Below are 23,270 nucleotides of genomic sequence, written 5' to 3'. Positions count from 1 at the left end.
TTTCTCATCTACTGTAACGCGAAACCAGTAGAAAATAAATTTTCTCTCGACACTTGCCACCCTTAAAATTATTTGCTACATTAGTAAAGCGCAAAACAAAAGAGCGCGAGCCGGGATAGCTCAGTTGGTAGAGCAGGGGACTGAAAATCCCCGTGTCCGCAGTTCAAATCTGCGTCCTGGCATAAGTTGAAGCCCCTCTTTCTTACAAGGAAGCAAGGGGCTTTAGTCGTTTTTAGTAGAATAAGCGGGAATCCCCCATCCACAATCTTTGTTATGTCTTTTTATGGGCTTTTCTCCATTCCTCAAAACCATGATAGACTACGGGTTCAATCTGCTCTAATTCTTCCTCGGTATAGGGATAGCTGTCTGGATCGTTGAGTGCATTTTGTTCGATTTCTTCCTCGGTCATGTTATGCACTTTTTCCCAGTCAGTTTTGCCCTTCATCTGTTTCCATTCTTCCCAAGAGACTCTGGTAATATTTTCTTCTTTCACGGCTATTTGCCCTCCTTGCGCTAATTAGACGGTATTTTGTATTTCGTTTAGTGTAGGTGACAAAAAATATATCACCTTCAACTTCTCCTAAAACATTAACCCGTTCCTCACCGTAATTTTTGCGATTATCAATCCATTGCACGGGGTCTGTTTCAAATATAGGTGTGATGTCTTCAAAATCTACACCGTGCTTTTGCCAGTTGCTTTCTCGTTTGCCTTCGTCCCATTCAAACTCCATCACTCCCCTCTACAGACATTTTACCTAAATAAGAAGGCGAAGTGATGCGAGTCGCTTTACGAATCGGGTCTCGTCTCACTTGAGCAATGGCAAGTTGAACCGTGAGTTTAATTTTTTCTTGGTAATTTTCTTTACCTTCTTCGGTTTGCTTTGCCATGCCTTCTTTACTCGCAGCATAGAGAGGAGGAAGTCGGTTGAGGGCATAAGTGATCACATCTAACTTGCTGATGTTTTCAATTCTCTTTTGGGGAAAACTTTTGAGTTGTTTTTCCACTTCGATCGCAACTAAGTTTTCCATCACATTCACTGTTGAAATAAATAGGCCATGAGGGGGAATTGTCGATTTTGATGCTCAAACGCCCTGTAAAGCTATTACGAGCGTATTTGCTTAGTTTTGAGAACAGGTGGCGATGGTTTAACGATTGATAATCACTCATACTAATACCATTTTGGAAAAGTAAAGTTACATTTAAGCCCCCCAAACTTGGGGGGTTGGGGGGGCTTAAGTAGTCGATACCGTAGCACCAACTCTTCAAAATGGTATAACAATAGAGGTCTTAAAAATTTGGTGGAAGTTGATACAGAAAATTCTAAAAGTGATTTCTGTCACTTATAAGTTTCCCTACCTCTTTATTCTAAAGTGATCTTGGGTCAAATTACAGCCTGATTGATTAAATTACTTAAGTATTATTTTTGTTATGTCTAATTCTTCTGAAAAGTTAAGATTGATTACTAAACTTGCCTACGGTGCGGGAGATTTGGGTCCGGCGATTACAGCGAATGTTCTAGTCTTTTTCCTACTGTATTTTTTTACTCAAGTGGCGGGACTCCCCCCAGGATTAGCGGGAGGCATTTTGATGATTGGCAAAATTGCTGATGCCATTAATGATCCGATTATTGGCATGTTTAGCGATCGCACGGACAGCCGTTGGGGAAGACGATTGCCTTGGCTCTTTTTCGGCGCGATTCCGTTTGCACTCCTGTTTATTTTACAATGGATTGTTCCTGAATTCAGCACCAACGACACGCTTAATAATTGGTTACTTTTTGGCTATTATGTCCTCATTGGCATTTTATTTAATATTGCTTACACGGCGGTTAATTTACCCTATACAGCACTCACGCCAGAACTGACACAGGATTATAACGAACGCACCAGCTTAAATAGTTTTCGTTTTGCGTTTTCTTTAGGGGGAAGTATTCTCTCTTTAATTCTGGCGGGAATTATTTTTAGTGCTTATCCAGACAATCAACAACAACAGTATTTTATTCTCGGAATTGCCATGGCGATTTTATCAACGATTCCGATTTTTTGGTGTAGTTTAAGCCTCCAAGAGCGCGATCGAAAACCCCTTTTATCTGCAAAAAGAAAACAACAATTCGTCTGGATATTATTCCCGCTTGCGTTAATTTCAGGAGGATATGGCATCTTAAAATTTATTCAAGATAGCAATATTTTCTTCTTCGTGATGGGAGGATTAATCATGGTTTTACTTGCAATATTTGCTATTACTTTAATCGCTCATCGTAAAAAATATCCGATTCCACAATCACCCGTTTCCTTACCGAAACAACAGACAATGGCGCTCCCTTTTCGGGAACAATTAAAAATCGTTTTTAACAACCGTCCTTTTCGGTTTGTGATTGGGATTTATCTTTTTTCTTGGTTAGCGGTACAGCTAACTGCTTCCATTCTTCCCTATTTTGTTGTGAATTGGATGGGCTTACCAGACAGTGATTTTCCGAATGTTGCGTTAGGGGTACAAGGAACAGCATTAGTGATGTTATTTGTTTGGGGAGCAATTAGTAAACGAGTAGAAAAAAAGGTCGTTTATGGTTTAGGAATTGGCATTTGGATGATTGCACAAATTGGTCTAATATTTCTCCAACCTGGTCAGGTGATGGGAATGTATGCGTTGGCAATTTTAGCGGGTTTTGGGGTGTCTGTCGCTTATTTGATTCCTTGGTCGATGGTTCCTGATGTGATTGAATTAGATGAGTTGGAAACTGGACAAAGACGGGAAGGAATTTTTTATGGGTTTATGGTTTTATTACAAAAAATTGGTTTAGCATTGGGTTTATTTTTAGTCGGTCAAAGTTTAGAATGGGCTGGGTTTGTGGAGTCGATTCCAGGTCAAGCGCCGCCACCACAGCCAGATAGTGCGTTACTTGCAATTCGGATCGCGATCGGTCCGCTACCGATGTTAAGTCTGATTGGTGGCTTGATTCTTGCCTATTTTTATCCTCTAACGAAAGACGTTCACCAGCAAATCTGTTTACAACTCTCAGAAAAACGCAATCAGTAATTGGTGCCTCCTGAAAAAGTCCATTGGTTGGTTTAGTAAGGCAAGAGGCAAGTTGCCTTAGGCAAGAGGGTTGATTGATCGGTAAGATTTCAAGGTTTTGATGCAGAAAGAGACAAAGGACAAAAAAGTAGGTTGGGTAGAGACGTTCCATGGAACGTCTCCACGCGAAACCCAACATAAATTAGTCATTAGTCATTAGAAAACAAAGGACGAAGGACGAAAGACAAAGGACAAAAATGATGTTATTAGCGGAGATTTGCCCCCTAGCCCTCATCGTCGCGCGTTCCCTTGCGGAACCCGCGTTCCGCGGGGTCGCTCCTCAATTCTGGGGGAACTGAACCAATAAGAATTATCAATATCTTTATGATTCGATAGCTGAGAGTAATTTTTCTTGAACCGCGATCGGGAATTCTACGAAGATAAATTGATTTTTAGGATAGAGATAATCTTCTCCAGATTCATCAATGATACGGAGACATTCTACTTCATTAGCTTTGGAATCAGGCAAAATGCGATAAAGTTTCCAGAGTTCCAAATCTCCCTCTTCTTCACCTGAAATACAGATTGCAAATTGAACGTTTAACTCTGCTTGATTCATTAACTTTAGTCCAAAATACGCTTCACTTTCATTTTACGCCGACCGATACCCGAAGGGCGGTGGCTTCGCCACATCGAGATGTTTTTCCTACTTTTTGGCTTATTCATAAGAAAAAAGAGTTCTGAAATCTCCCCCATCTCCCTTGTCTCCCTTGTCTCCCCCATCTCCCTACCTCCCTTGATTTCATTCATAATGAAACAGCCCTGCCCAATTCTGGGGGAACTGAGATGTTATTATTAACTTAATAAAGCCTCCGCAAACTCATAACTGGAAAAGGGACGTAAATCTTCAATTCCTTCGCCAGCGCCAACAAAACGAATGGGGAGATTAAGTTGTTTAGAAATCGCTAAAGCCACGCCGCCTCTAGAACTTCCATCCAGTTTCGTCAAGACAACCCCACTCAAACGAGCAACTTTGGTAAAGGCTTCGGCTTGTTTTAGCCCATTTTGTCCTAAACTGGCATCAATCACTAATAAGGATTCTATTTTCGCATCTGGTGCTTTTTTATCAATAACTTTACGGATTTTTCCCAATTCTTCCATTAGGTTTTTCTTGTTCTGTAATCGTCCTGCGGTATCGACTAATAACAGTTCTGTTCCTTTACTTTGGGCTTTGGTAATGGCATCATAAACCACTGCTGCGGGATCGCTGTTTTGACTGGGATTCGCCACAACTTCGGTGTTCGCGCGATCGCCCCAGGTTTTTACTTGTTCCACCGCCGCCGCGCGAAAGGTATCCGCTGCCGCAATTAAACAGCGATAGTCGGACTTTTGACCAAGATGCGCCAGTTTTCCAATTGTAGTGGTTTTTCCCGCTCCATTCACCCCAGTAATTAACCAAATATTCAGTTGATCTTTTTCTGGTGCGAATGTAACTGGCGTATTTTTATCTTGGAAAGGACGTTCTAAAATCTCTTGGACAATTTCTTTTAAGTAGGCGATCGCGCTTTCTAAGGGTAAGGCTTCCTCGCGCATTTTTGCTTGTAAGGTTTCGATGATGTAATCTGTGGCTTCAATCCCCACATCTGCTTGTAACAGCAATGCTTCGATTTCCATCACCGCATCTTCATTAAGCGGACCTTTCCCCACCACAGCTTTTAACTGATTCAGGAAGTTACGGCGGGTTTTTCCTAACCCTCGGCGCAACTGTTTTAACCAACTGATTTCTTCTTCCGAGATTTCCTCTGGTTTTCGTCCTTGATTCGCTAAAACTTGCGCTGACCAAGCGGATTCTTCCTCCTCCTCGCTGGGAGTGACGGTTGCTTCTGGTTCGGGTTCGGGAAGATCATCGATCGCGCTTTCTTTTAATTTATCTAATCCGCTTGATTTTTGCATCCAAGTCGGAGTCACAACTTCCTCTTCTACCGATAGGGTTTCGGGTTGAGTTTCTTCGGTTTCCGATGAAGTTGTTTCTGCGACAACAGGAGTTTCCTCAGTTTTGGTATCAGGAGAAACTTCGGTTTCCGATTGAGTTTCCTCGGTTACGGTGTCGGGGGAAACCCCTGAATCTTGCTTTTCCTCTTTTTCGTTAAATTGACGATGAAACCAGTTAAAAACCATGGTCTTAATTCTTACTTACTTATTGATTGTTAATTGTTTACTAACGCGACGGAGTACGCCATTAAGAAAACGATATCCTTCCTCATCAGAATAGCGTTTCCCTAGTTCCACTGCTTCATTAATGGCAATTTGCAGCGGCGTGTCTAGAAAGACCATCTCCGCGACAGCAATGCGTAACACCGAGCGATCGATTTTTGGTAATCGATCGAAATTCCAATCCACCAAAGAAGCACGAATCAGATCATCAATTTTTTCCCGATGTTCGACAATTGTGGTTAACAACTGCACCGTATAGTCTCGTACTTCCTGCAAGTTGGCAATATAGAGAAACTCTGGTAGCTCGATCGCGTATCCTAAACGATTCATCGCTGTTTCTGTCAATTCTACTGCTTCCGAAACCATTGTTTTCGCACTATTCAAACTGGTAGCACGGGTTTCGCTACTAAGTAAACGTTCTTGTCCTCGTTTTAATTCTTGGGCCGCATTTTCGATCGTCTCTTCTACTTCGTGGGTTAACGTCCGTACCGCCGCCAATACAATCTGATCTAATGCTTGATTTGAGATTTTTTCGGGGTCTTTTCCCATTTGACCTTGACTCAGAAGCACCAATTCACGGGCGACTCGACGCGGTTGTTTTCTTTTCATGGTTAATTCGATGATTAAGGTTATCCCATTTTCAAAAAGTCAGGTAACAGTATATCCCCCCTAACCCCCCTTTGAAAGGGGGGAACAATGGGATGATGTGTAGCGCCAATTATTCACACATGGTATTAGGAATTATCCATGATAGCTTCTAAGATTTGGTTTAGTGTAACCATCCCTTTAATCTGTCCTGATTGATTACAAACTAAAGCGAATTTTTTTTTCGTTTCTTTCAACAACTTTAAAACTTCTAACCCTTATAAACAACACAATAATTGAGATGACTTGCAATGATTTTACGGTGGTTTTCTTCGAGATTTGCATTCAAGTCTAACCCAATCATTTTTGATCGAGGACTCATTAATTGACTGATGCTTTGATCATTCAATTGTAAAACTTTTTGCACCATATCTTGTTCTACCGCTTCGATCGTTCCTGATTCTGTACATTGTTCCACTAAAAAAATTCCAACCAAAGTAATTCCCACTCTTGACGGTAGAAAGAATCCGATTGGGGTTATTCGCTAACTTTAAAGCCATTTTAGCAGCTCGATCGCCTCTGGCGCTAAGTTTTTCTAAATGAGTTTTACGATCGGAAACGATCGTAATTTCTGACATCGCAAAAAGACCATTTAAGATGATGAGTAAAAACAGAAATAAAATTTCACTGAGTACCGATAACATTATCAAAAATCACCAATTTAGGTTGAAATTATAGCGCTATAGCAATCCTAAATGAATTGTAAATTATTCGCCCCCCAATCCTCACCTTCGCTCCGGCCCAATTCTGGGGGGCTTTCGTGAGTCAACTTTTTACAAATGATATGGGATCGCTATATGATAGAATGATAACGTTAATCAGGAAAAGATAATTTTAAATCTCCGCAGAAAACAATAACTGAAGTTAATTCTAAAAAGTAATTATAATGGTATCTCTTGCTCGTAAAAATCTCCTTGAAGATATCCCTCGTTTTATCGTCGCACAAGCAGGAATTTTATTTGCGGTTAGCTTAGTTACCCTACAAACAGGTATTTTTACAGGGTTTAGTTTCTCTACTGTCGCCTTAATTGATAATGCTTCCGCCGCGCTTTGGGTGTCCTCTGATTCCCTTGTACAATTAGAATTAACCTTACCGATTCCTGTTTCCGAATTGATTAAAGCGCGTCAAGTGTCAGGAGTCGATCGCGCGGAGGGGTTACTTTTTTCGGGGGTGCAATGGTATCCTCCAGAAGGACAGATGGCGAGAGCGAGAATTGTTGGTTTTAATCCCAATGGTCAATTATATCGTCCTCCAAAAGTGCTAAAAGGGGATTTAGAGACGCTTCGTGACCCTTACACGGTGATGATCGATCGAACCGATAAAGATAGCCTGAATGTGGAAAAAACAGGGATAGAAGCGCAAATGAACGCTTTACCCGCGAAAGTGGTGGGGATAACGGAGGGAAATGCGTCGATGATTTCTAATCCGTTTGTTTTAACCTCCCTGCAAAATGCCACAGCTTACTTACAAGCAGGAGGAAAATCACAGTTAAACTGTAGTTTACCTCAAGGTTCATCCCAGTTAGAATGTATTAATCGCTTTCAACCGGCGGAGGAAGGAGAACAAGATATTCAGTCGCCAAGTGATCCGAGGGAAGTAGTCGCATCAGATGTAATTACTTTTATTTTAGTGAAGCCAGAAGTGGGGGTGGAACTTTCTACGCTGAAGGAACGTTTGGAACAAGAATTAAATCAAGTCACCGTTTATACTCAGAAAGAATTAAGCCAGAAAACCCAAAATTATTGGCAGCAACGCACGGGAATTGGTTTTATCTTAGGTTTAGGAACAGTGGTGGGAATTATTGTGGGAACAGTGGTAGTGAGTCAGATTTTATATTCTTCGGTTTCTGATCATTTAAAAGAATTTGGTACATTGAAAGCGATGGGCGCTTCGGCAGAGATGATTTATCGTGTGATTATCGAACAAGCGTTATGGATGGCAATTTTAGGCTATCTACCCGCGATGATGATTTGTTTGGGATTAGCTCGTTTAATTAATTCTAATCAAGGGACATTGCTGGTAATTACTCCCGAAAGCGCGATCGCAATCTTTATTATTACGATTATTATGTGTATAGGTTCGGCAATTGTTGCCATTCAAAAAGTTAACCGTGTTGATCCTGCTATTGTCTTTAAGGCCTAGTTTAAAATTTCATTGTGTTATTCAAAACCAGCGCTCGATCGAATCCTTTTCCGCAATCTAATTTATCAATTAATACGTCGATTTGCGCCGAAGACATTACGATGTTTTTCCAGTCAGGACGACAAGAAATTCCCATTCTAAAAGGGATTAATTGGGAAGCAAATAAAGGAAGTATTCAACTATTGATGGGGCCTTCTGGCTCTGGAAAAACCACCTTTATTTCGATTTTGGCAGGATTACTAACGCCCAGTCAAGGAAACGTTTATTTATTAGGACAAGAAATCACCAAACTGTCTCGAAAAAAAAGAACTGCGTTTCGCCGTCGTCACATTGGTTTTATCTTCCAAAACTTTAATCTTTTCCCTGCTTTAACGGCTGCTGAAAATGTAGAAATTATTCTCAATGTGAAAGGAATACAAGGGAAAAAAGCCCGTTATGAAGCACAATTGTTGCTAGAACAAGTGGGCTTAGAATTATATGCTAATCAGAAACCAAGAGACTTATCTGGGGGACAAAAACAGCGAGTTGCTGTCGCTAGAGCTTTAGCGGGAAATCCTCCTTTAATTATGGCAGATGAACCCACCGCCGCTCTCGACTCTAAAAGTGGACATCAGGTAACAGAATTATTGCGACGTTTAGCAAAAGAAAATAGTTGTACGGTTTTAATCGTCACCCATGATCCTAGAATTAGAGATGTTGCGGATCAGATTACTGATCTCGAAGATGGATTAATTAAACCGAAAACTTAAACGCCTCGATCGTCCGCGCTTTCAATTTTGATTTGATTGTTCTAGCCAGTTGATTAAATCATCAAGAGAAGTAAAATCGAGCAATGCTTCAGCTAGGGATTCTGTTTGTTCGAGATTCAATTGTTCAATTTGGGTTTGTGTTGTGGAAGGAATCTCTCCGAAGCGACGAGATAATAATCGTATGACCAGCGATCGCGCTTCCTCTTCAAGACCTTCTTCTCGACCTTCTTGTTTAACTTCTCGATAAAATCTAGTTTGCTTGACAGGGACTAACTCTAACATTCTTCTGACCTCTTCCTTACTTTGTTCTGGGAAAATCCGAGTGATTAACTCTATTAGTAATTCTACAAAATTATCTCGTTGAGAGGGTTCTGATAATTCCTGTTGACTACGCTGTAATAACGCTTTCGCTTTCGTTTCCGCTTCCGTTTGTGGCGTAACAATCAGTTTCAGAATCTCTTGACCTAACGACACCTGTTCTGGAAGTTCATTCAGGTAAAATCGTTGCAGGCGACAAAATGCTAAAATCTGATCCATCTGTGGAATCACCCGTTCTACCGATCGTTCTGGATACAGGACAATCACTCGCCAAGGATTTGGCGGTTGATATTGACGCAGATAAGTGGTTAGTTCGTTTAATATCCGATAATACAACTGTGGGTCAGGTTGCATCTGTGCTTCGAGTAGAATAATCGGGTGATTTGGGTTAGTTGAGCGAGGAAACATTAAACCATCTGTACGAAACCCAAAGGATTTTACTTCCTGAGCGCGAAACTGATACTCACAGGGAGGCGTTTCTCCCATTAACTCAAAGGCTAATCCTGGGGATTTTTGAAAGATTTGATAGAAGATGTCGTCGGTTTTCATGTCTTGAGTGTCTTGTCACCGCTCAACATTATCATTACCTGATTGTTCTAGCCAGTTGGTTAAATCATCAAGAGAAGTAAAATCGAGCAATGCTTCCGCTAAGGATTCGGTTTGTTCGAGATTCAATTGTTCAATTTGGGTTTGTGTTGTGGAAGGAATCTCTCCGAAGCGACGAGATAATAATCGTATGACCAGCGATCGCGTTGCTTCTTCTTGAACCTCTCGATAAAATCTAGTTTGCTTGACAGGGACTAACTCTAACATTCTTTTTACCTCTTCCTTACTTTGTTCTGGGAAAATCCGAGTGATTAACTCTATTAATAATTCTACAAAATTATCTCGTTGAGAGGGTTCTGATAATTCCTGTTGACTACGTTGTAATAATGCTTTAGCCTTTGTTTGTGCTTCGAGAAGAATAATTGGGTGATTCGGGTCGGTCGATCGCGGAAACATTAAACCATCAGTACGAAACCCAAAGGCTTTTACTTCTTGAGCGCGAAACTGGTACTCACAGGGAGGCGTTTCTCCCATTAACTCATACCAATTTAAAAAGTAGATGTTACATCTTGTAGGGTGGGCAATGCCCACCCTACGGTCAATTAAGCATTGCCCACCCTACGGTCAATTAGCTAATTTATGTTAAGTTTCGCTACTCTCCACAGAACCTACTTTTGATGGGTTCAAAAGCGTTTCCTCTTGCTAAAATGAATCAGCCCCCTACTGTGGGGAGATCATTGTCTTGAGACAACGTTATAACCAGTTATTATTATGTCTGAAATCAAAACTGAAGAAATTAAACTCAATGCGGGAGATGTACAAGTCGATGCTCATCTTGCTCAACCGACTACTTCGGGAACTTATCCTGGTGTGATTGTGATTCAGGAAGTGTTTGGCGTTAATGATCATATTAAAGATGTGACTCAACGCTTGGCTAAAGAAGGATACATCGCGATCGCGCCAGCCATTTATCAACGACAAGCCCCAGGTTTCACCGCGGGTTATACCGCCGAAGATTTAGAAATCGGAAGAAAATATAAAGAACAAACCAAAGCCAGCGAACTCCTCAACGACATTCAAAGCGCGATCGACCACTTAAAATCCCTCCCCAACTGTCAAGGAAACGGGTTGGGTTGCATCGGGTTTTGTTTCGGCGGTCATGTGGCGTATCTCGCGGCGACATTAGATGATATTAGCGCCACCGCGTCCTTCTATGGCGCTGGTATTGCCACGGAAACCCCAGGTGGTGGTGAACCGACCATTACTCGCACCAAAGACATTAAGGGAACAATTTACGCCTTTTTTGGTACAGAAGACCCATTGATTCCTTTAGAACAAGTGGATCAAATTGAAGCCGAGCTTAAGAAACAGAACATCCCTCATCGTATCTTTCGCTATGATAGAGCCGATCATGGGTTTTTCTGTGATCAACGAGCCAGTTATCATCCTACTGCTGCTCAAGATGCTTGGGAAAGAGTCAAAGGACTATTTCAAGAGATACTGAAGCAGTAAGCTAGTGAGATAACGATCGGGAAACTCTAGAACCTAATTCTAGTTCTTTCCCATTCCCATTTTTTACGAATACCTTTTAACTTTAAGATGACCTCTGATTTCACCCCCTCTTCCCAATCTCAAGCCAACGTTCCTTTCTCTCAGGACGATTTTGAAAAAGCACTCCCAGAGTATGATTATCACTTCCAGAAAGGTCAGATCGTGCGCGGGAAAGCCATTAACTATGATAGTAATTATGCTTATGTTGATATCGGAGGGAAGTCTCCAGGACTGCTTCCTTTCGCTGAAGCCAATTTAGGATCGATCGCATCTTTCGAGGAAGCAATTCCCCTCGATGAAGAAATCGAACTCTTAGTGATTCGCGAACAAGATGCGGATGGACAAGTTACCCTTTCTCGAAAACAGTTACAGGAACAACGAGTCTGGGAAACCTTAGAAGAATACCAAGCAGATAAAAAACCTGTAGAAATTGTGGTAACAGGAAGTAATCGCGGCGGTGTTAAGGGAGAAATTATGGGGTTACGGGCGTTTGTCCCTCGATCGCATATTCTCGCTTCCGATAATTTAGATGACTTAATCGGTCAAACCGTGACAGGAATCTTGATTGAAGTCAATCCCGAAGACAAACGGCTGGTTTTATCCCAACGGGAAGCGGCGAAAGCTGATGCCATGGGTCAAATTATTGCGGGTAGTCTCATTGAAGGGAAAATCGTTAATCTCAAGCCCTATGGTGCTTTTGTGGAACTCGCCGCTGGCGTAACGGGTTTACTCCATATTAAACAAATCAGTCAAAAACGAGTTGATTCTCTAGAGTCTCTCTTTTCGGTGGGAGAAACTTTGAAAGTGATGATTGTCGATGTGGACGAACATCAAGGACGTATTGCGCTTTCTACAAAGGAATTAGAGCATTATCCAGGTCAAATGTTGGATAGTAAAGCAGAAGTCATGGCAAAAGCTGAGTCACGAGTCCAACAAGCTGGTAACTCCGAGGAATAAAATCACTTGCGGGTGGGTCTCACCCACCCATTCGATGATTTTCCGATGGAAGAAAGGGCGAACGATGGGACTCGAACCCACGAATGGCGGAACCACAAACCGCTGCCTTAACCACTTGGCTACGCTCGCCACGATGTTTTAACACCATAAAATAATATAACATGGGAGACGCAGTAAGCGTCAACCCCGATCGTGCTTTTTTATGAAACTTAGAACTTGGAAAATTAGTGTTATCGTGAGTAGCATCGCTGTTCTTGGTGTCGGAAGTGCGATGGCAATGACAAACCCTCCCCGTAGAGAATACCAAACCTATGCGGCGAAAAGAATGGGGGATTATCTGAAAGAAGAGGTTTGCGCCGACGCACCCGATGCGTTTGGAGGTATTCTACAGAAACAATGCAATAACCTTGTCGATGGCGGAAAAAAACCGATGGCGGATTGGATTGCTCGATCGACCGACAGACAAAATTATATTTTGTTTAGCATCTATAAAACAGAATTATCCCTAACCGCAGGTTTACCCAGTTATGAGTTTAAAACGATCGGGGCTTTTCAAAACTTCTGGACGTATCAGAAAAAAGAAAAGTAGGTTTACTCTTCTCCACTGGTGACGGGATGAGGGGAAGTGGGTAAACCGATTAAACTTTCTTCAATGATCATAATGCGTCCTTGTTGGCGTAATTTCCCCATGAGACGAGTGATTGTGACACGAGTAGAGCCGATCGCGCTGGCGATTTGAGCATGAGTGAGAGAGAAGGGCAAAACATAGCCTTTCGGGTGAGGTTTGCCATGTTCTTCTACGAGAAGGGTAATAAACCCCAAGAGTCGATCGATCGTTTGTCTTTGTCCAAAGGTACTCAACCAAATCAATTTTCGCTGATGTTGAGCGCGGAATGCTTCTAAAACTTCCCAACGAAAATCATGCCAGTTATCCAAATCTTGCCAATAAAGCCAGATGACAGACGTTTTTTCCACATGGGCGTATGCTTCTAAAGTGTAGGGAGATTGAGTAACGATTTCAAACGGTTGACCCGCACTCACAAAACCTAAAAAAGTTTCGATTCCTTCAGAAGCCTTTTTTCCTTTGTTGCGATCGTCTTGCGAGACTCCTCCTAAACGGATCACTCCCTGTTCCACGATATATAATAACCCAGGACGTGCCGGAATGCGCTCATCTTTATTAAACGTGCGTTTCCGATAACGATTTGTTGCCCAATCGGAAACCTGTTGCCAAATTGCAGATGAGCTTGTGATGTTGGAGGTGGGAAGGGAATCCATGAGTGTTGAGTTTAAGTGCTGTGAGTTAGAATAAAATGTGCTTTTGGGGGAACAGTTTTCCGAGAATTTACGGTCATTGATCGCTTGCTCATCTTGATTTCTTTCTTATGATCATGGCTGTTCAGATTACAGAATGCAAGTATAAAAATATACATTAGTAATGAGTGATTCGTCAAGAGAGCAAGACTATTTTATCTCTATCGAGAGGATAATCACCTCAGAAGTGGAGAGCGCCCTGTTTCAACTGGATGGGAAAAGCTCAACTCGGAGTGATGTCATTCCGTTAACGTTTCGCTTCTTAGATCATCAACTCACTTATCGGAGTGCGATCGCGCTCTCTATTGCGGGAAAACAGCCTAATCTGGCACAAAACCGAGCGAAACAACTTATTGATTGCTTAAAAGAGCAAATTTCCTCTGATTTTGCCGAAATTGAATTAATTTCCCCAGCTTGGATTCAGTTTCACCTGAGAGAAGCTGCCATTCAGGGATGGTTACAGGGGTGGGTTAATCGCTTAACAACCGTGTGTTTTCCTTCTGAATTGGAAACCGAATTAAACTCTAGATCTCTTTCTCGATATGTGCGCGATCGATGCTGTACAATTTGGGAATTAGGAAGCGAAGAAAACATTATTTCTGACAATAGACAGTGGCATGATTTATCTAATTTTTCCCTGAATATTCTAGCAGCCAAAGACTGGGAATTTATGTATCAACTGATAGCGACAACTGATGCTTTAGAAAAAGTTTCCCCTTCCCAAGAATTAGAAAAGAGCGCGAATCGTCTCAGCAAAGAATTTCTAGAATTTCATCGCCACTGCCAAATATTCGACCGAAAACAGCCTAATTTTCCAGATATTGCAATTATTCGTCTGCTTTTAATCGCCATTACTGAAGCCATCCTCAAAGAGGTGGATCAGGTTAGGATTAGATTATAAATTGCTATTTGATGACGCGCGATCGAACTTAAACTAATGAATCGAATTATTTCCCCCATTCGCTGGACAATCCACGATTTAGACGCCTTACCTGAAAACAAATGAATTCGTCGTGAAATTATCGCAGGAGAATTATTTGTGACTCGCGCCCCTCATTGGAATTGTAGAAGTGCTTTCCTCTGGAGAAAAAAACATTTATCGGGATAAACAAGCCAAATTAAAACTCTATTCTCAAGGTGGGGTGCAAGAATACTGGATTGTCGATCGTTTTCGCAAAGAATTAGAAATTTATCGCCCAGAAAAGGGACAATTGATGTTAGTTGAAACGCTAACCGATCGCGATCTCGCAACTTCCCCCTTATTACCCAATTTCTCTTTATCTATTGCCGAAAAAAGTAGGTTGGGTGTAGAGAAGCGAAACCCAACACTATTGCCGAAAAAAGTAGGTTGGGTGTAGAGAAGCGAAACCCAACACTATTGCCGAAATTTTTAGCAAAGTAGGTTGGGTGTAGAGAAGCGAAACCCAACACTAATCAGTGACCAGTTAAGCAGTGACCAGTGACCAGTAGTTTTCCAACTTAATTAGTAATACCATGCGTGAACAATTAGTGCTACAAATTGACTACTTAGATTATTAATTCACTGATCATTGGTCACTGATCACTGGTCACTGATCACTGAAAAGAGGGAAGCGAAACCCAACACCATCTTATACCATTTTGGAAAAGTAAAGTTACAGTAATAAGCGCAAAGTTACTTGATGGTGGGCGATGCCCACCCTACAATGTAGTTGGTTGAAGTTATAGAATTGGTTAATGTTTAAACTTAACCCCAAAAGCCTTTACCCCTTTTTCTTTGCAAATAAATCAGAAATGGACAACTCTAATTCAGGAAATAAAGGATCAGTAAGAGATTTTTCCTTTGTCAAGGTATTAAACCCTTCCTCTTTTCGGAAAACAGTTACCGTTTGCGCTTGCGGATCAACAATCCAAACCCGATCGATCCCATTTTTCATGTAATTCTCGGCTTTTTCCGTTAATTCGCCAAATGTTTGTCCTGGAGAGATAATTTCAATCACCAATTCAGGAATAACAGGACACATTGCATCCTCATCCCATTCTGCAGCAAGGCGTTGATAAGAAACATAAGTTAAATCTGGAATTGGCACCCAATCGGTGTTATTACGCTTTAAGATCATCCCCCATTCTGGCAAAACCTGACCGATTTGTTGTTCTTCACACCAGTTATGTAGAAGTCGATACAAGTAACCTTGAGTTTGTGCGTGTTTAAATTTTGGTGACACTTTCGGCTTTAAAGTTCCATTAACCAGTTCACAACGGTCTTCTGGTCGCTTGAGAAATTCATCGAGGCTGATTGGTTTGGTGAAACTTAGATTCATTAGCGATTTTGAAATTCGGTTAACAACCATGCGCTGACTTTGCCATGATTCATAAGGCGAGTGCGTTGAAATGCTTGTTCTAGCAAGGAAATCTCTAATTCTGGTAGAACTTGTGATTGTCTAATACGACGACTCCCTTTATTTTCCACAGTAAACGCTAGGACTTCCACATTTTGCACATCAACAATCCAATATTCATCTACCCCTAATTCTTCGTAGAGTAAGCGTTTAGCACCTTTATCATCTTCTAGAGAGGTATTGGCGACTTCAATCACCAAGTTAGGAGGCGGATACTGATCTAAATTGACAATTCCTGTTCCCCAAGGAATGGTTTCGGCGATTTTTCCAATATAAAAAGAGACATCGGGTTGTACGTCTTTTGTTCCGACGCGGCGATAGGTACAATTATCTTGACCGTTTAAGTCAATTCCATGAATACCAGCAAATAAATGAATGGCATGAATGATAATAGAGTGATCTCGTGAATGATCATTTCCAATGGGTGACATTTCAATTCTCAACTGACCGTTATTGTAGTAGGTTTTCGCTTTTTCACCGATGTGATTATCTAGCACTTTTAGATACTCATCCCAGCTTGCGGAAACCCAAGTTTCTGTAGGGAGTTGCGTGTTGTTTAAGCGTTTCATTCAGACACCTCCTCAAATGAGGTCAACTTCTACTTATTATAATCTTTATTATGATGATTTCATCAACGCGATCGTTTGCTTACAAGAACGGACTTTTTTCGGGAAACTTATCTCATCTCGATTAATGGATAATGTTACGATTAAATTATTAATTCCTATTTAATGACGCGCGATCGAGCTTAAACTAATGAATCCCATTATTTTCCCAATTCGCTGGACAATCCACGATTTAGACGCCTTACCTGAAAATGAATGGATTCGTCGTGAAATTATCGCAGGAGAATTATTTGTGAGTAGCGTTCCTCATTGGAAAAATCAAGATATTATCGCTAACTTGACCACAGAACTAAAAATTTGGTCAAGAAATAATTTTGGTAGAGTTTTTTCATCACCTAGTACACTAAGGCGGAAATAAAGGACGTATTCTATTATTTTCAAGTAACTTGGTAGTAGAGTGAAAAACGTTTCTGACTCTTGAATCAACGTTTTTGGTTCACTAACTTGACCAAATTGTTCGTTCAGTGCTTCAATCACGGGAACTTTCTCTTCTTGTTCCCAGTCTTTTTTATCTAAAGCAATCATCACCATTGATCGAACGTTAACGGAGAGGGGGAGATTCGAACTCCCGGAGCCTTTCGGCTCAGCCGATTTCAAGTCGGCCGCAATCGACCACTCTGCCACCTCTCCAAGACCAAAAACTATGATAACAATTTATTCGCATTTTGTCCCATTGGAGCAACGAAAATTTGATCCTTAACGATCGCCCATGCTTCTCCTACCCAATAACTACAGATTTCAGTCACCCCGTAAGGAGAAAGAGAAACTAAGAAAAAGTGACGCCAGGTTTGCTCTTCGGTTTTGAGGATGCGAGGGACAAGAGCCGCATTAAAATAAACGGTATCGTATTCGTCGATGACAATTGCCGTTCGTTGATAGTTATTGGTATGGCGGAGGCGGTGGTGCATATGACCAAAGGTGACAAGAGGAATCTGTTTTCCTAATTGGCGCGTTTGCTCAATCGCGCTCGTCAGATCAGGATCACCGTAATCTCCCCCTGCGGGTTTCCAATCCCGTCCGCAAATATCGTGAGGATTTCCCCCCAAGCCTTTTGGTCCATTATGTGCTAAAAAAATAGTAGTCGGATAGCGAGTGGTCGCCACTGCACTTAAAATCCGTTCCGTAGAAGCCTCAAACCCACTCACACCAAAGCGTTGTTGATAAAACTCCTTATTGCGCCATTTTGATCCCCCCCAACTAAACGGACGACTTCCCACCACCGAAAGCCCCAGAAAATCAAAATCTTGTTTAGAGTAGCCCACATGACTCTCACCGAGATCATCCAGTTGTTGTTGCACGCGATCTTCGATCGTCCGATCATAGGGACACTTTTTCCGTCCTCGTTTAGACGCACTGTAATGAGCATCATGGTTGCCCAAAATTACGGCTTTTGGTAAGTTTAACGCCGCCACTCGTTTCACCAGCGCGATCGCTTCATTGCCAAAATCACCAACAAAGAGTGCTAAATCCGCTCCCAAAACCGATAAACAAATATGATCTTGCCAATCCCATTGATCATGAACATCTCCCACCACTGCAATTGTGCAGTTTTTTTGTTGTTGTGTCGCTTTCATCCTTAACTTATGGTTCGTCAAAATGTGGTTTGAATTACAGATAACATTGCGACATCAAGCAAAAATTGAAATCCAATGAATCCCCCTTAAAATAGGAGAAAAATCAAGATTAATCGTAAAATTCCTCCCTAGGGTTACGGCTATTCCCATTGTGAATGCTTAACAATAAAGGATAAAGTGTAACTAATAGATAAGAAAAGTTAAGAAAGCAGTCAATCAATCCAGTCTAACTATGTTTGAATATTTTACAGATAAAGCGATTAAAGCAGTGGTTCTCGCACAAGAGGAAGCTCGTCGTATGAAACAAAACCTAGTGGGAAGCGAACAAGTGCTATTAGGTTTAATTGCGGAAGCAAGCAGCGACGCAGCAAAACTGCTAAATCAAATGGGAGTCAAGCTGAAAGATGCTCGTCAAGTGGTAGAAGGATTAGTGGGATCAGGATCAGGGAATGTTCCCTCGAATATCCCTTTCACCCCACGCGCCAAACGAATTTTTGAGCAAGCGCTGGAAATTGCTCGTCAACGCTCCCATGAGTCAATTTTACCCGAACACATTTTGCTTGCCATGACTCGTGAAGAGGGAGTCGCCACCAAAGTTTTAAGCCAGCTTGGGGTTGATCCGAAACAGGTGGCGAATGGTTTAGAGGAATCTCTCGATAATCCCAGTTCTGGAGATGATGAACCCGCCGCACCCGCAACCGCTAGTATGGGAGAACGTCGTCAACGTGGATTTGGCTTCAATCCTCAGCAACAGGGAGAAGGAGGCTTAAAATCCTATGCGGTGAATCTCACCGATCGCGCTCAAAATGACGAAATCGACCCCATTATCGGACGGGATCAAGAAGTAGAGCGTACCATCCAAATTTTAGGTCGTCGCACCAAAAATAATCCTGTATTGGTGGGAGAACCGGGGGTGGGAAAAACCGCGATCGCGGAAGGATTAGCACAACGAATCGCACGGAAAGACGTTCCAGAAACCCTACACGACAAGCAAGTTTACAGCTTAGACATGGGGTTATTAATTGCGGGGACTCGTTTCCGAGGCGAATTTGAAGAACGCCTCAAAGGCATTGTCAAAGAAGTCCAAGAAGCAGGGAATATCATCTTGGTTATTGATGAAATTCACACCCTGATCGGCGGTGGCGCAATGGAAGGCGGTATGGATGCCGCTAACTTGCTAAAACCTGCTTTAGCTCGTGGGGAATTACAATGTGTGGGAACAACCACCATGGATGAGTATCGTCAATACATTGAAAAAGATGCGGCGTTAGAGCGACGGTTTCAACCCGTGATGGTCGATGAACCCTCCGTAGAACAGACGATCGAGATTTTAGAGGGCATCCGCAAGCCTTATGAGGAGTACCACAAAGTAACCATCTCCCCAGAAGCGTTAGAAGCGGCGGCGAAACTTTCCGATCGATACATTAACGATCGACAGCTTCCCGACAAAGCCATTGATTTAATTGATGAAGCCGGATCAAGATTACACTTAAATCACTCCCTAGCGGAAAAATCCAGTGATGAAACCGAAAAAGCCAAACTCAGCGCCGAAACCCCTGTTGTCGGATTAGAAGAAGTGGCGGCGATCGTGTCTTCTTGGACAGGCGTTCCCGTCACGAAAATGACCCAAGCTGAGTCAGAAGTGCTGTTAAATCTAGAGGGAACGCTCCATGAACGGATTATTGGACAAAGTGAAGCAGTGAGTGCGGTTTCACGAGCAATTCGTCGCGCTCGTGTGGGAATGAAAGATCGCGATCGCCCGATCGCCAGCTTTATCTTTTCCGGTCCCACAGGAGTCGGAAAAACGGAATTAACCAAGGCTCTAGCTCAATATCTCTTCGGCGACGAAGAAGCCATGATTCGTCTCGATATGTCCGAATATATGGACCCCCAAAGTGTCTCGAAGTTAATCGGTTCGCCACCAGGATTTGTTGGCTACGAGGAAGGCGGACAACTCACGGAACAAATCCGCCGTCGTCCTTATACAGTGGTACTGTTTGATGAGATTGAAAAAGCTCATCCTGATGTGTTTAACTCCATGCTGCAGATTTTGGATGAAGGTCATCTTACCGATGCGAAAGGGCGACAAGTTGACTTCAAAAATACCTTGCTCATTATGACCTCTAACATCGGTTCTAAAGCGATCGAAAAAGGTGGCGGTGGACTTGGTTTTGAGTTAAACGAAGAAGGAGAAGGAAGCTATACTCGCATCCGAAACCGTGTCCAAGAAGAAATGAAGAACTATTTCCGTCCTGAGTTTCTCAATCGAGTGGATGAAGTGATTGTCTTCCGTCAATTACAGAAAGAAGAAGTGGGCGAAATCGCCGATTTACTCCTGAAAGAAATTTCCACTCGTCTCCAAGATCAGCAAGGTGTCGAGTTAAAAGTCAGTGATGGCTTTAAAGATCGCGTCATTAATGAAGGCTATGATGCCAGTTATGGCGCTCGTCCCCTCAGACGAGTCTTAATGCGTCTTTTAGAGGATAACTTAGCACAGGCGATTCTCTCTGGAGAACTCAGTGAAGGCGATACCGCCTATGTGGATACGGATGAAGACGGTAACATTCTGATCACTGACGCGGCGAAGAAAAAACAATTGCAACCCGTCGGTTAGCAAGACAGAGTAGGTTGGGTGAAGTGATAACGTAACCCAACATTTCCTTCTAAAAACCGTAGATTATATCAGGTTCAGGTAATTCCTTATAATTGATGTTGGATTTCGCGTGGAGACGTGCCATGGAACGTCTCTACCTAATGACTGATTGATGTTGGGTTTCGCTTCCCTCCACCCAACCTACATTTTTGTCCTTATGACTGATTGATGTTGGGTTTCGCTTCCCTCCACCCAACCTACATTTTTGTCCTTATGACTGATTGGTGTTGGGTTTCGCTTCCCTCCACCCAACCTACATTTTTGTCCTTATGACTGATTGGTGTTGGGTTTCGCTTCCCTCCACCCAACCTACATTTTTGTCCTTATGACTGATTGGTGTTGGGTTTCGCTTCCCTCCACCCAACCTACATTTTTGTCCTAATGACTGATTGATGTTGGGTTTCGCTTCCCTCCACCCAACCTACATGGTTTTTTAAGGGAAATTTTGACACTGAAGCAAAGCAGACCAATAATAGGATAGTCAACTGTTAACGATTTATGATTGCAATATGAATGCCTATGTGATTGGATTGGGACGTTCTGGAATCGCTGCCGCCCGTTTATTAAAACAACAGGGTTGGGAGGTGGTGATCAGCGATCGAGGCACATCTCCAGAATTAGAAAACCATCAACGTTCCCTGAGTGAAGAAGGAATTACGGTGATATTAGAAGATACACCGAGTTTAGATGTTCTGAAAACGGTTGATGTGGTTATTGTTAGCCCTGGTGTGCCTTGGGATGTTCCGATTTTAGTCCGCGCCAGAGAAAATAAGATTCCCATGTATGGAGAAATCGAACTCGCTTGGCGCACTTTACAAGAAACGCCCTGGCTGGGAATTACAGGAACGAATGGCAAAACGACAACAACCGCCTTATGTGAGGCTTTATTTCAAGGTGCGGGTTTAAATGCGCCTGCTTGTGGGAATATTGGTAAGGCAGCTTGTGAGTTAGGTTTGAAAACAGAACGGTTAGATTGGATTATCGCCGAGATTAGTAGTTATCAGATCGAATCTTCACAAAAACTCGCCCCAGAAATTGGGATTTGGACAACATTTAGTCCCGATCATCTCGAACGTCACTACACTTTAGAAAATTATTTTCAGATTAAAAAGTCGCTGCTCGATCGCTCGCAATTAAAAATTATTAATGGTGATGATCCTTATCTACGCAGTTTAGGAGAGATCAACTGGTCACAAGTCCATTGGACTAGCATTAAAGGAAAGAGTCAACTGTTAGGAAAACCCAGCGCTGGAATTTATATTGAGGATGAAGAAATTATTGCATTTGGCGAAAAAGTGCTGTCAGTAAAACATTTTCCGATGGTGGGAGAACACAATCTGCAAAATCTTTTATTAGCAGTCGGGGCGGCGCGTTTAGCAGGTGTCGAAAAAAGCTCGATCGAGCAAAGTTTAATCAACTTTAAAGGAGTTCCTCATCGTCTCGAACCCGTTTGTGAAATCAACGGTATCCCCTTTATTAATGATAGTAAAGCCACCAATTACGAAGCAGCATGGGTGGGATTATCATCAGTTTCTAGTCCAGTGATTTTAATTGCAGGGGGACAAGGAAAAACAGGAAATGATCAGAATTGGTTACAATTGATTAAAGAAAAAGCCAGTTGGGTTTTATTAATTGGAGAAGCTGCGCCGAAATTTGCTCAACGGTTAAAAGAAATCGGTTTTCAATCTTATAAAATTGTAGAAACAATGGAAAACGCTGTTACCGCATCGATCGAAGCAACGAAGAAACAAGAAGCAAAAACTGTTTTATTGTCTCCAGCTTGCGCTAGTTTTGATCAATACGATAACTTTGAACAGCGCGGCGATCATTTCCGTGAATTATGTTTAAGAGAAACTGCTTAATTGTTTACTGGTTGCGGGTAAAGCTGGACGAACACAAAAATAAGTTAATGTTCCTAAAATTGGCAGCCAAATTAGAGTTTGAAAAAATCTTGATTCAGCAATTTTCCGCCGCTTTAAATCATCCCTTAAAATTGCGGGAAATAATAAGACCAACATACAGAAATCTAAACTCATCACATGAATAAAACGACTGTTTTGCCACTTTAAAACAAAATCATTCCAGTTTCCTGTTTGCAATCCAGAAATAAAAAGTAATAAGAAAAGACCCGTGATAAAAATACCAAAAACACGAGAATCTAAAACTTTAAGTAACCAACTTTTTTCGCCCTTAAACTCTAATTGTGGTTCTCGAAAAGCAAAATAAGGCAAAAGCGCAAATGCTCCCACAGCAAACGATAAAATCACAAAAGGAAACGCAACCAGTTTTTGTCCTTTGCCATCAATTAATAATAACGGAGCATACATTAAAGGTAAGACTCCCATTAAATTAAATAGGGAAACAATTAAAGGATTGATTCCTTCGATTTCAAATGCAGATAACTTTTGAATCAGATTAAAAGTATTGGGGTCTTCAGGAGGAGCAAAAATAAATCCGTAGGAAAGAAATCCTAACCAAAGCAGAATAAAGCCAATTTTTTGAGTCATAAGGTCAAAGTTATTTTTATCAAACCAGCAAGGGGATTACCTAACCTAAATATAACGTTTTCCAACCTTGATCTTCGGA

Annotated in this window: 28 protein-coding genes and 3 tRNA genes; 13 read left to right on the top strand and 18 right to left on the bottom strand. The window is 41.9% G+C overall.

Features of this window, described 5'->3' with window-relative positions; genetic code table 11:
* Positions 1-109 precede the first annotated feature (109 nt).
* Positions 110-182, top strand: a tRNA-Phe gene (locus DACSA_RS03630).
* An 89-nt stretch (positions 183-271) separates the two neighbouring features.
* Here the strand turns inward: DACSA_RS03630 and DACSA_RS19550 are convergent.
* Genes DACSA_RS19550 through DACSA_RS03615 form a run of 3 tightly spaced genes read right to left on the bottom strand, consistent with a single transcriptional unit; the run spans position 272 to position 1,029 of the window.
* Entirely contained in the window at positions 272-445 is a 174-nt protein-coding gene (locus DACSA_RS19550; protein WP_015228470.1) for a hypothetical protein, read from the bottom strand.
* Positions 429-731: a BrnT family toxin gene (locus DACSA_RS03620; protein WP_015228469.1), complete on the bottom strand. Its 303-nt coding sequence runs from the start codon at positions 729-731 to the stop codon at positions 429-431. Before DACSA_RS03620 ends, DACSA_RS19550 begins: the two co-directional genes overlap by 17 nt.
* Complete coding sequence (locus DACSA_RS03615) at positions 721-1,029, bottom strand: late competence development ComFB family protein (protein WP_051017273.1); 309 nt, start codon at positions 1,027-1,029, stop codon at positions 721-723. The genes DACSA_RS03620 and DACSA_RS03615 overlap by 11 nt, the downstream gene beginning before the upstream one ends.
* 400 nt (positions 1,030-1,429) lie before the next feature.
* Between DACSA_RS03615 and DACSA_RS03610 the strand changes: the two genes are divergently transcribed.
* Positions 1,430-3,037 carry an MFS transporter gene (locus DACSA_RS03610; protein WP_015228467.1) on the top strand — a complete coding sequence of 536 codons (1,608 nt, stop codon included), beginning with the start codon at positions 1,430-1,432 and terminating at the stop codon, positions 3,035-3,037.
* 361 nt (positions 3,038-3,398) lie between these two features.
* On the opposite strand, the gene DACSA_RS03605 is transcribed toward DACSA_RS03610, so the two are convergent.
* From DACSA_RS03605 to DACSA_RS22795, 5 genes are all read right to left on the bottom strand, one after another.
* Entirely contained in the window at positions 3,399-3,635 is a 237-nt protein-coding gene (locus DACSA_RS03605; RefSeq protein ID WP_015228466.1) for a hypothetical protein, read from the bottom strand.
* Positions 3,636-3,871: 236 nt separating this feature from the next.
* Positions 3,872-5,194, bottom strand: coding sequence for a signal recognition particle-docking protein FtsY (ftsY, locus tag DACSA_RS03595; protein ID WP_015228465.1), 1,323 nt, complete (start codon positions 5,192-5,194; stop codon positions 3,872-3,874).
* Positions 5,195-5,209: 15 nt separating this feature from the next.
* Complete coding sequence (gene nusB, locus DACSA_RS03590) at positions 5,210-5,839, bottom strand: transcription antitermination factor NusB (RefSeq protein WP_015228464.1); 630 nt, start codon at positions 5,837-5,839, stop codon at positions 5,210-5,212.
* Between the two features lie 247 nt (positions 5,840-6,086).
* Positions 6,087-6,311 carry a hypothetical protein gene (locus DACSA_RS21245; RefSeq protein WP_198007766.1) on the bottom strand — a complete coding sequence of 75 codons (225 nt, stop codon included), beginning with the start codon at positions 6,309-6,311 and terminating at the stop codon, positions 6,087-6,089.
* The gene (locus DACSA_RS22795; RefSeq protein WP_456297637.1) at positions 6,217-6,453 is read right to left on the bottom strand and encodes a CNNM domain-containing protein; all 237 of its coding nucleotides are present in this window, start codon (positions 6,451-6,453) and stop codon (positions 6,217-6,219) included. Before DACSA_RS22795 ends, DACSA_RS21245 begins: the two co-directional genes overlap by 95 nt.
* 308 nt (positions 6,454-6,761) lie before the next feature.
* Between DACSA_RS22795 and DACSA_RS03580 the strand changes: the two genes are divergently transcribed.
* Positions 6,762-8,018: an FtsX-like permease family protein gene (locus DACSA_RS03580; protein ID WP_015228463.1), complete on the top strand. Its 1,257-nt coding sequence runs from the start codon at positions 6,762-6,764 to the stop codon at positions 8,016-8,018.
* A gap of 14 nt (positions 8,019-8,032) precedes the next feature.
* Positions 8,033-8,767, top strand: a complete 735-nt coding sequence (locus tag DACSA_RS03575) for an ABC transporter ATP-binding protein (RefSeq protein ID WP_041235297.1) — start codon at positions 8,033-8,035, stop codon at positions 8,765-8,767.
* A 21-nt stretch (positions 8,768-8,788) separates the two neighbouring features.
* Here the strand turns inward: DACSA_RS03575 and DACSA_RS03570 are convergent, their stop codons facing one another.
* Both DACSA_RS03570 and DACSA_RS03565 read right to left on the bottom strand, forming a co-directional pair.
* Positions 8,789-9,634 (bottom strand): DUF2887 domain-containing protein, encoded by an 846-nt coding sequence (locus DACSA_RS03570; protein WP_015228461.1) that lies wholly within the window; start codon positions 9,632-9,634, stop codon positions 8,789-8,791.
* A gap of 15 nt (positions 9,635-9,649) precedes the next feature.
* Entirely contained in the window at positions 9,650-10,165 is a 516-nt protein-coding gene (locus tag DACSA_RS03565) for a DUF4351 domain-containing protein (protein WP_051017272.1), read from the bottom strand.
* 237 nt (positions 10,166-10,402) lie between these two features.
* On the opposite strand from DACSA_RS03565, the gene DACSA_RS03560 reads away from it, so the two are divergent.
* Both DACSA_RS03560 and DACSA_RS03555 read left to right on the top strand, forming a co-directional pair.
* A complete protein-coding gene (locus DACSA_RS03560) occupies positions 10,403-11,143 on the top strand; it encodes a dienelactone hydrolase family protein (RefSeq protein WP_015228460.1) in 741 nt (246 codons plus the stop codon).
* Between the two features lie 87 nt (positions 11,144-11,230).
* Positions 11,231-12,139: a S1 RNA-binding domain-containing protein gene (locus DACSA_RS03555; protein ID WP_015228459.1), complete on the top strand. Its 909-nt coding sequence runs from the start codon at positions 11,231-11,233 to the stop codon at positions 12,137-12,139.
* Positions 12,140-12,195: 56 nt separating this feature from the next.
* Here the strand turns inward: DACSA_RS03555 and DACSA_RS03550 are convergent.
* Positions 12,196-12,268, bottom strand: a tRNA-His gene (locus DACSA_RS03550).
* A gap of 73 nt (positions 12,269-12,341) precedes the next feature.
* Here DACSA_RS03550 and DACSA_RS03545 point away from each other — a divergent pair.
* Positions 12,342-12,728 (top strand): DUF4359 domain-containing protein, encoded by a 387-nt coding sequence (locus tag DACSA_RS03545; protein ID WP_015228458.1) that lies wholly within the window; start codon positions 12,342-12,344, stop codon positions 12,726-12,728.
* Between the two features lie 2 nt (positions 12,729-12,730).
* Here the strand turns inward: DACSA_RS03545 and DACSA_RS03540 are convergent, their stop codons facing one another.
* Positions 12,731-13,417 (bottom strand): Crp/Fnr family transcriptional regulator, encoded by a 687-nt coding sequence (locus DACSA_RS03540; RefSeq protein WP_015228457.1) that lies wholly within the window; start codon positions 13,415-13,417, stop codon positions 12,731-12,733.
* Between the two features lie 160 nt (positions 13,418-13,577).
* On the opposite strand from DACSA_RS03540, the gene DACSA_RS03535 reads away from it, so the two are divergent.
* Complete coding sequence (locus tag DACSA_RS03535; protein WP_015228456.1) at positions 13,578-14,354, top strand: hypothetical protein; 777 nt, start codon at positions 13,578-13,580, stop codon at positions 14,352-14,354.
* Between the two features lie 169 nt (positions 14,355-14,523).
* Entirely contained in the window at positions 14,524-14,811 is a 288-nt protein-coding gene (locus DACSA_RS03530) for a Uma2 family endonuclease (protein WP_041235295.1), read from the top strand.
* A gap of 384 nt (positions 14,812-15,195) precedes the next feature.
* Here the strand turns inward: DACSA_RS03530 and DACSA_RS03525 are convergent, their stop codons facing one another.
* Positions 15,196-15,753 (bottom strand): Uma2 family endonuclease, encoded by a 558-nt coding sequence (locus DACSA_RS03525; protein ID WP_015228455.1) that lies wholly within the window; start codon positions 15,751-15,753, stop codon positions 15,196-15,198.
* A complete protein-coding gene (locus tag DACSA_RS03520) occupies positions 15,753-16,400 on the bottom strand; it encodes a Uma2 family endonuclease (RefSeq protein ID WP_015228454.1) in 648 nt (215 codons plus the stop codon). The genes DACSA_RS03525 and DACSA_RS03520 overlap by 1 nt, the downstream gene beginning before the upstream one ends.
* Before the next feature lie 16 nt (positions 16,401-16,416).
* Here DACSA_RS03520 and DACSA_RS20200 point away from each other — a divergent pair, with 16 nt between their 5' ends.
* Both DACSA_RS20200 and DACSA_RS20195 read left to right on the top strand, forming a co-directional pair.
* Positions 16,417-16,563 carry a hypothetical protein gene (locus tag DACSA_RS20200; protein ID WP_156800637.1) on the top strand — a complete coding sequence of 49 codons (147 nt, stop codon included), beginning with the start codon at positions 16,417-16,419 and terminating at the stop codon, positions 16,561-16,563.
* Positions 16,564-16,587: 24 nt separating this feature from the next.
* A complete protein-coding gene (locus tag DACSA_RS20195; RefSeq protein WP_015228453.1) occupies positions 16,588-16,815 on the top strand; it encodes a Uma2 family endonuclease in 228 nt (75 codons plus the stop codon).
* Here the strand turns inward: DACSA_RS20195 and DACSA_RS21955 are convergent.
* From DACSA_RS21955 to DACSA_RS03505, 3 genes are all read right to left on the bottom strand, one after another.
* Positions 16,716-16,982: a hypothetical protein gene (locus DACSA_RS21955; RefSeq protein WP_041235294.1), complete on the bottom strand. Its 267-nt coding sequence runs from the start codon at positions 16,980-16,982 to the stop codon at positions 16,716-16,718. The genes DACSA_RS20195 and DACSA_RS21955 overlap by 100 nt on opposite strands.
* 20 nt (positions 16,983-17,002) lie before the next feature.
* Positions 17,003-17,087, bottom strand: a tRNA-Ser gene (locus tag DACSA_RS03510).
* Between the two features lie 11 nt (positions 17,088-17,098).
* Positions 17,099-18,031: a TIGR04168 family protein gene (locus tag DACSA_RS03505; protein ID WP_015228451.1), complete on the bottom strand. Its 933-nt coding sequence runs from the start codon at positions 18,029-18,031 to the stop codon at positions 17,099-17,101.
* A 232-nt stretch (positions 18,032-18,263) separates the two neighbouring features.
* On the opposite strand from DACSA_RS03505, the gene DACSA_RS03500 reads away from it, so the two are divergent.
* Entirely contained in the window at positions 18,264-20,645 is a 2,382-nt protein-coding gene (locus tag DACSA_RS03500) for an ATP-dependent Clp protease ATP-binding subunit (RefSeq protein ID WP_015228450.1), read from the top strand.
* A gap of 548 nt (positions 20,646-21,193) precedes the next feature.
* Positions 21,194-22,546, top strand: coding sequence for a UDP-N-acetylmuramoyl-L-alanine--D-glutamate ligase (gene murD / locus DACSA_RS03495; RefSeq protein ID WP_015228449.1), 1,353 nt, complete (start codon positions 21,194-21,196; stop codon positions 22,544-22,546).
* On the opposite strand, the gene DACSA_RS03490 is transcribed toward murD, so the two are convergent.
* The gene (locus DACSA_RS03490) at positions 22,529-23,191 is read right to left on the bottom strand and encodes a hypothetical protein (protein WP_015228448.1); all 663 of its coding nucleotides are present in this window, start codon (positions 23,189-23,191) and stop codon (positions 22,529-22,531) included. The genes murD and DACSA_RS03490 overlap by 18 nt on opposite strands.
* Positions 23,192-23,270 lie beyond the last annotated feature (79 nt).

Origin of the sequence: Dactylococcopsis salina PCC 8305, assembly GCF_000317615.1 — a bacterium.
GTDB classification, from domain to species: domain Bacteria; phylum Cyanobacteriota; class Cyanobacteriia; order Cyanobacteriales; family Rubidibacteraceae; genus Halothece; species Halothece salina.
Note: the sequence above shows the minus strand (reverse complement) of the source record. Positions and strands in the feature narration are given on the sequence as shown.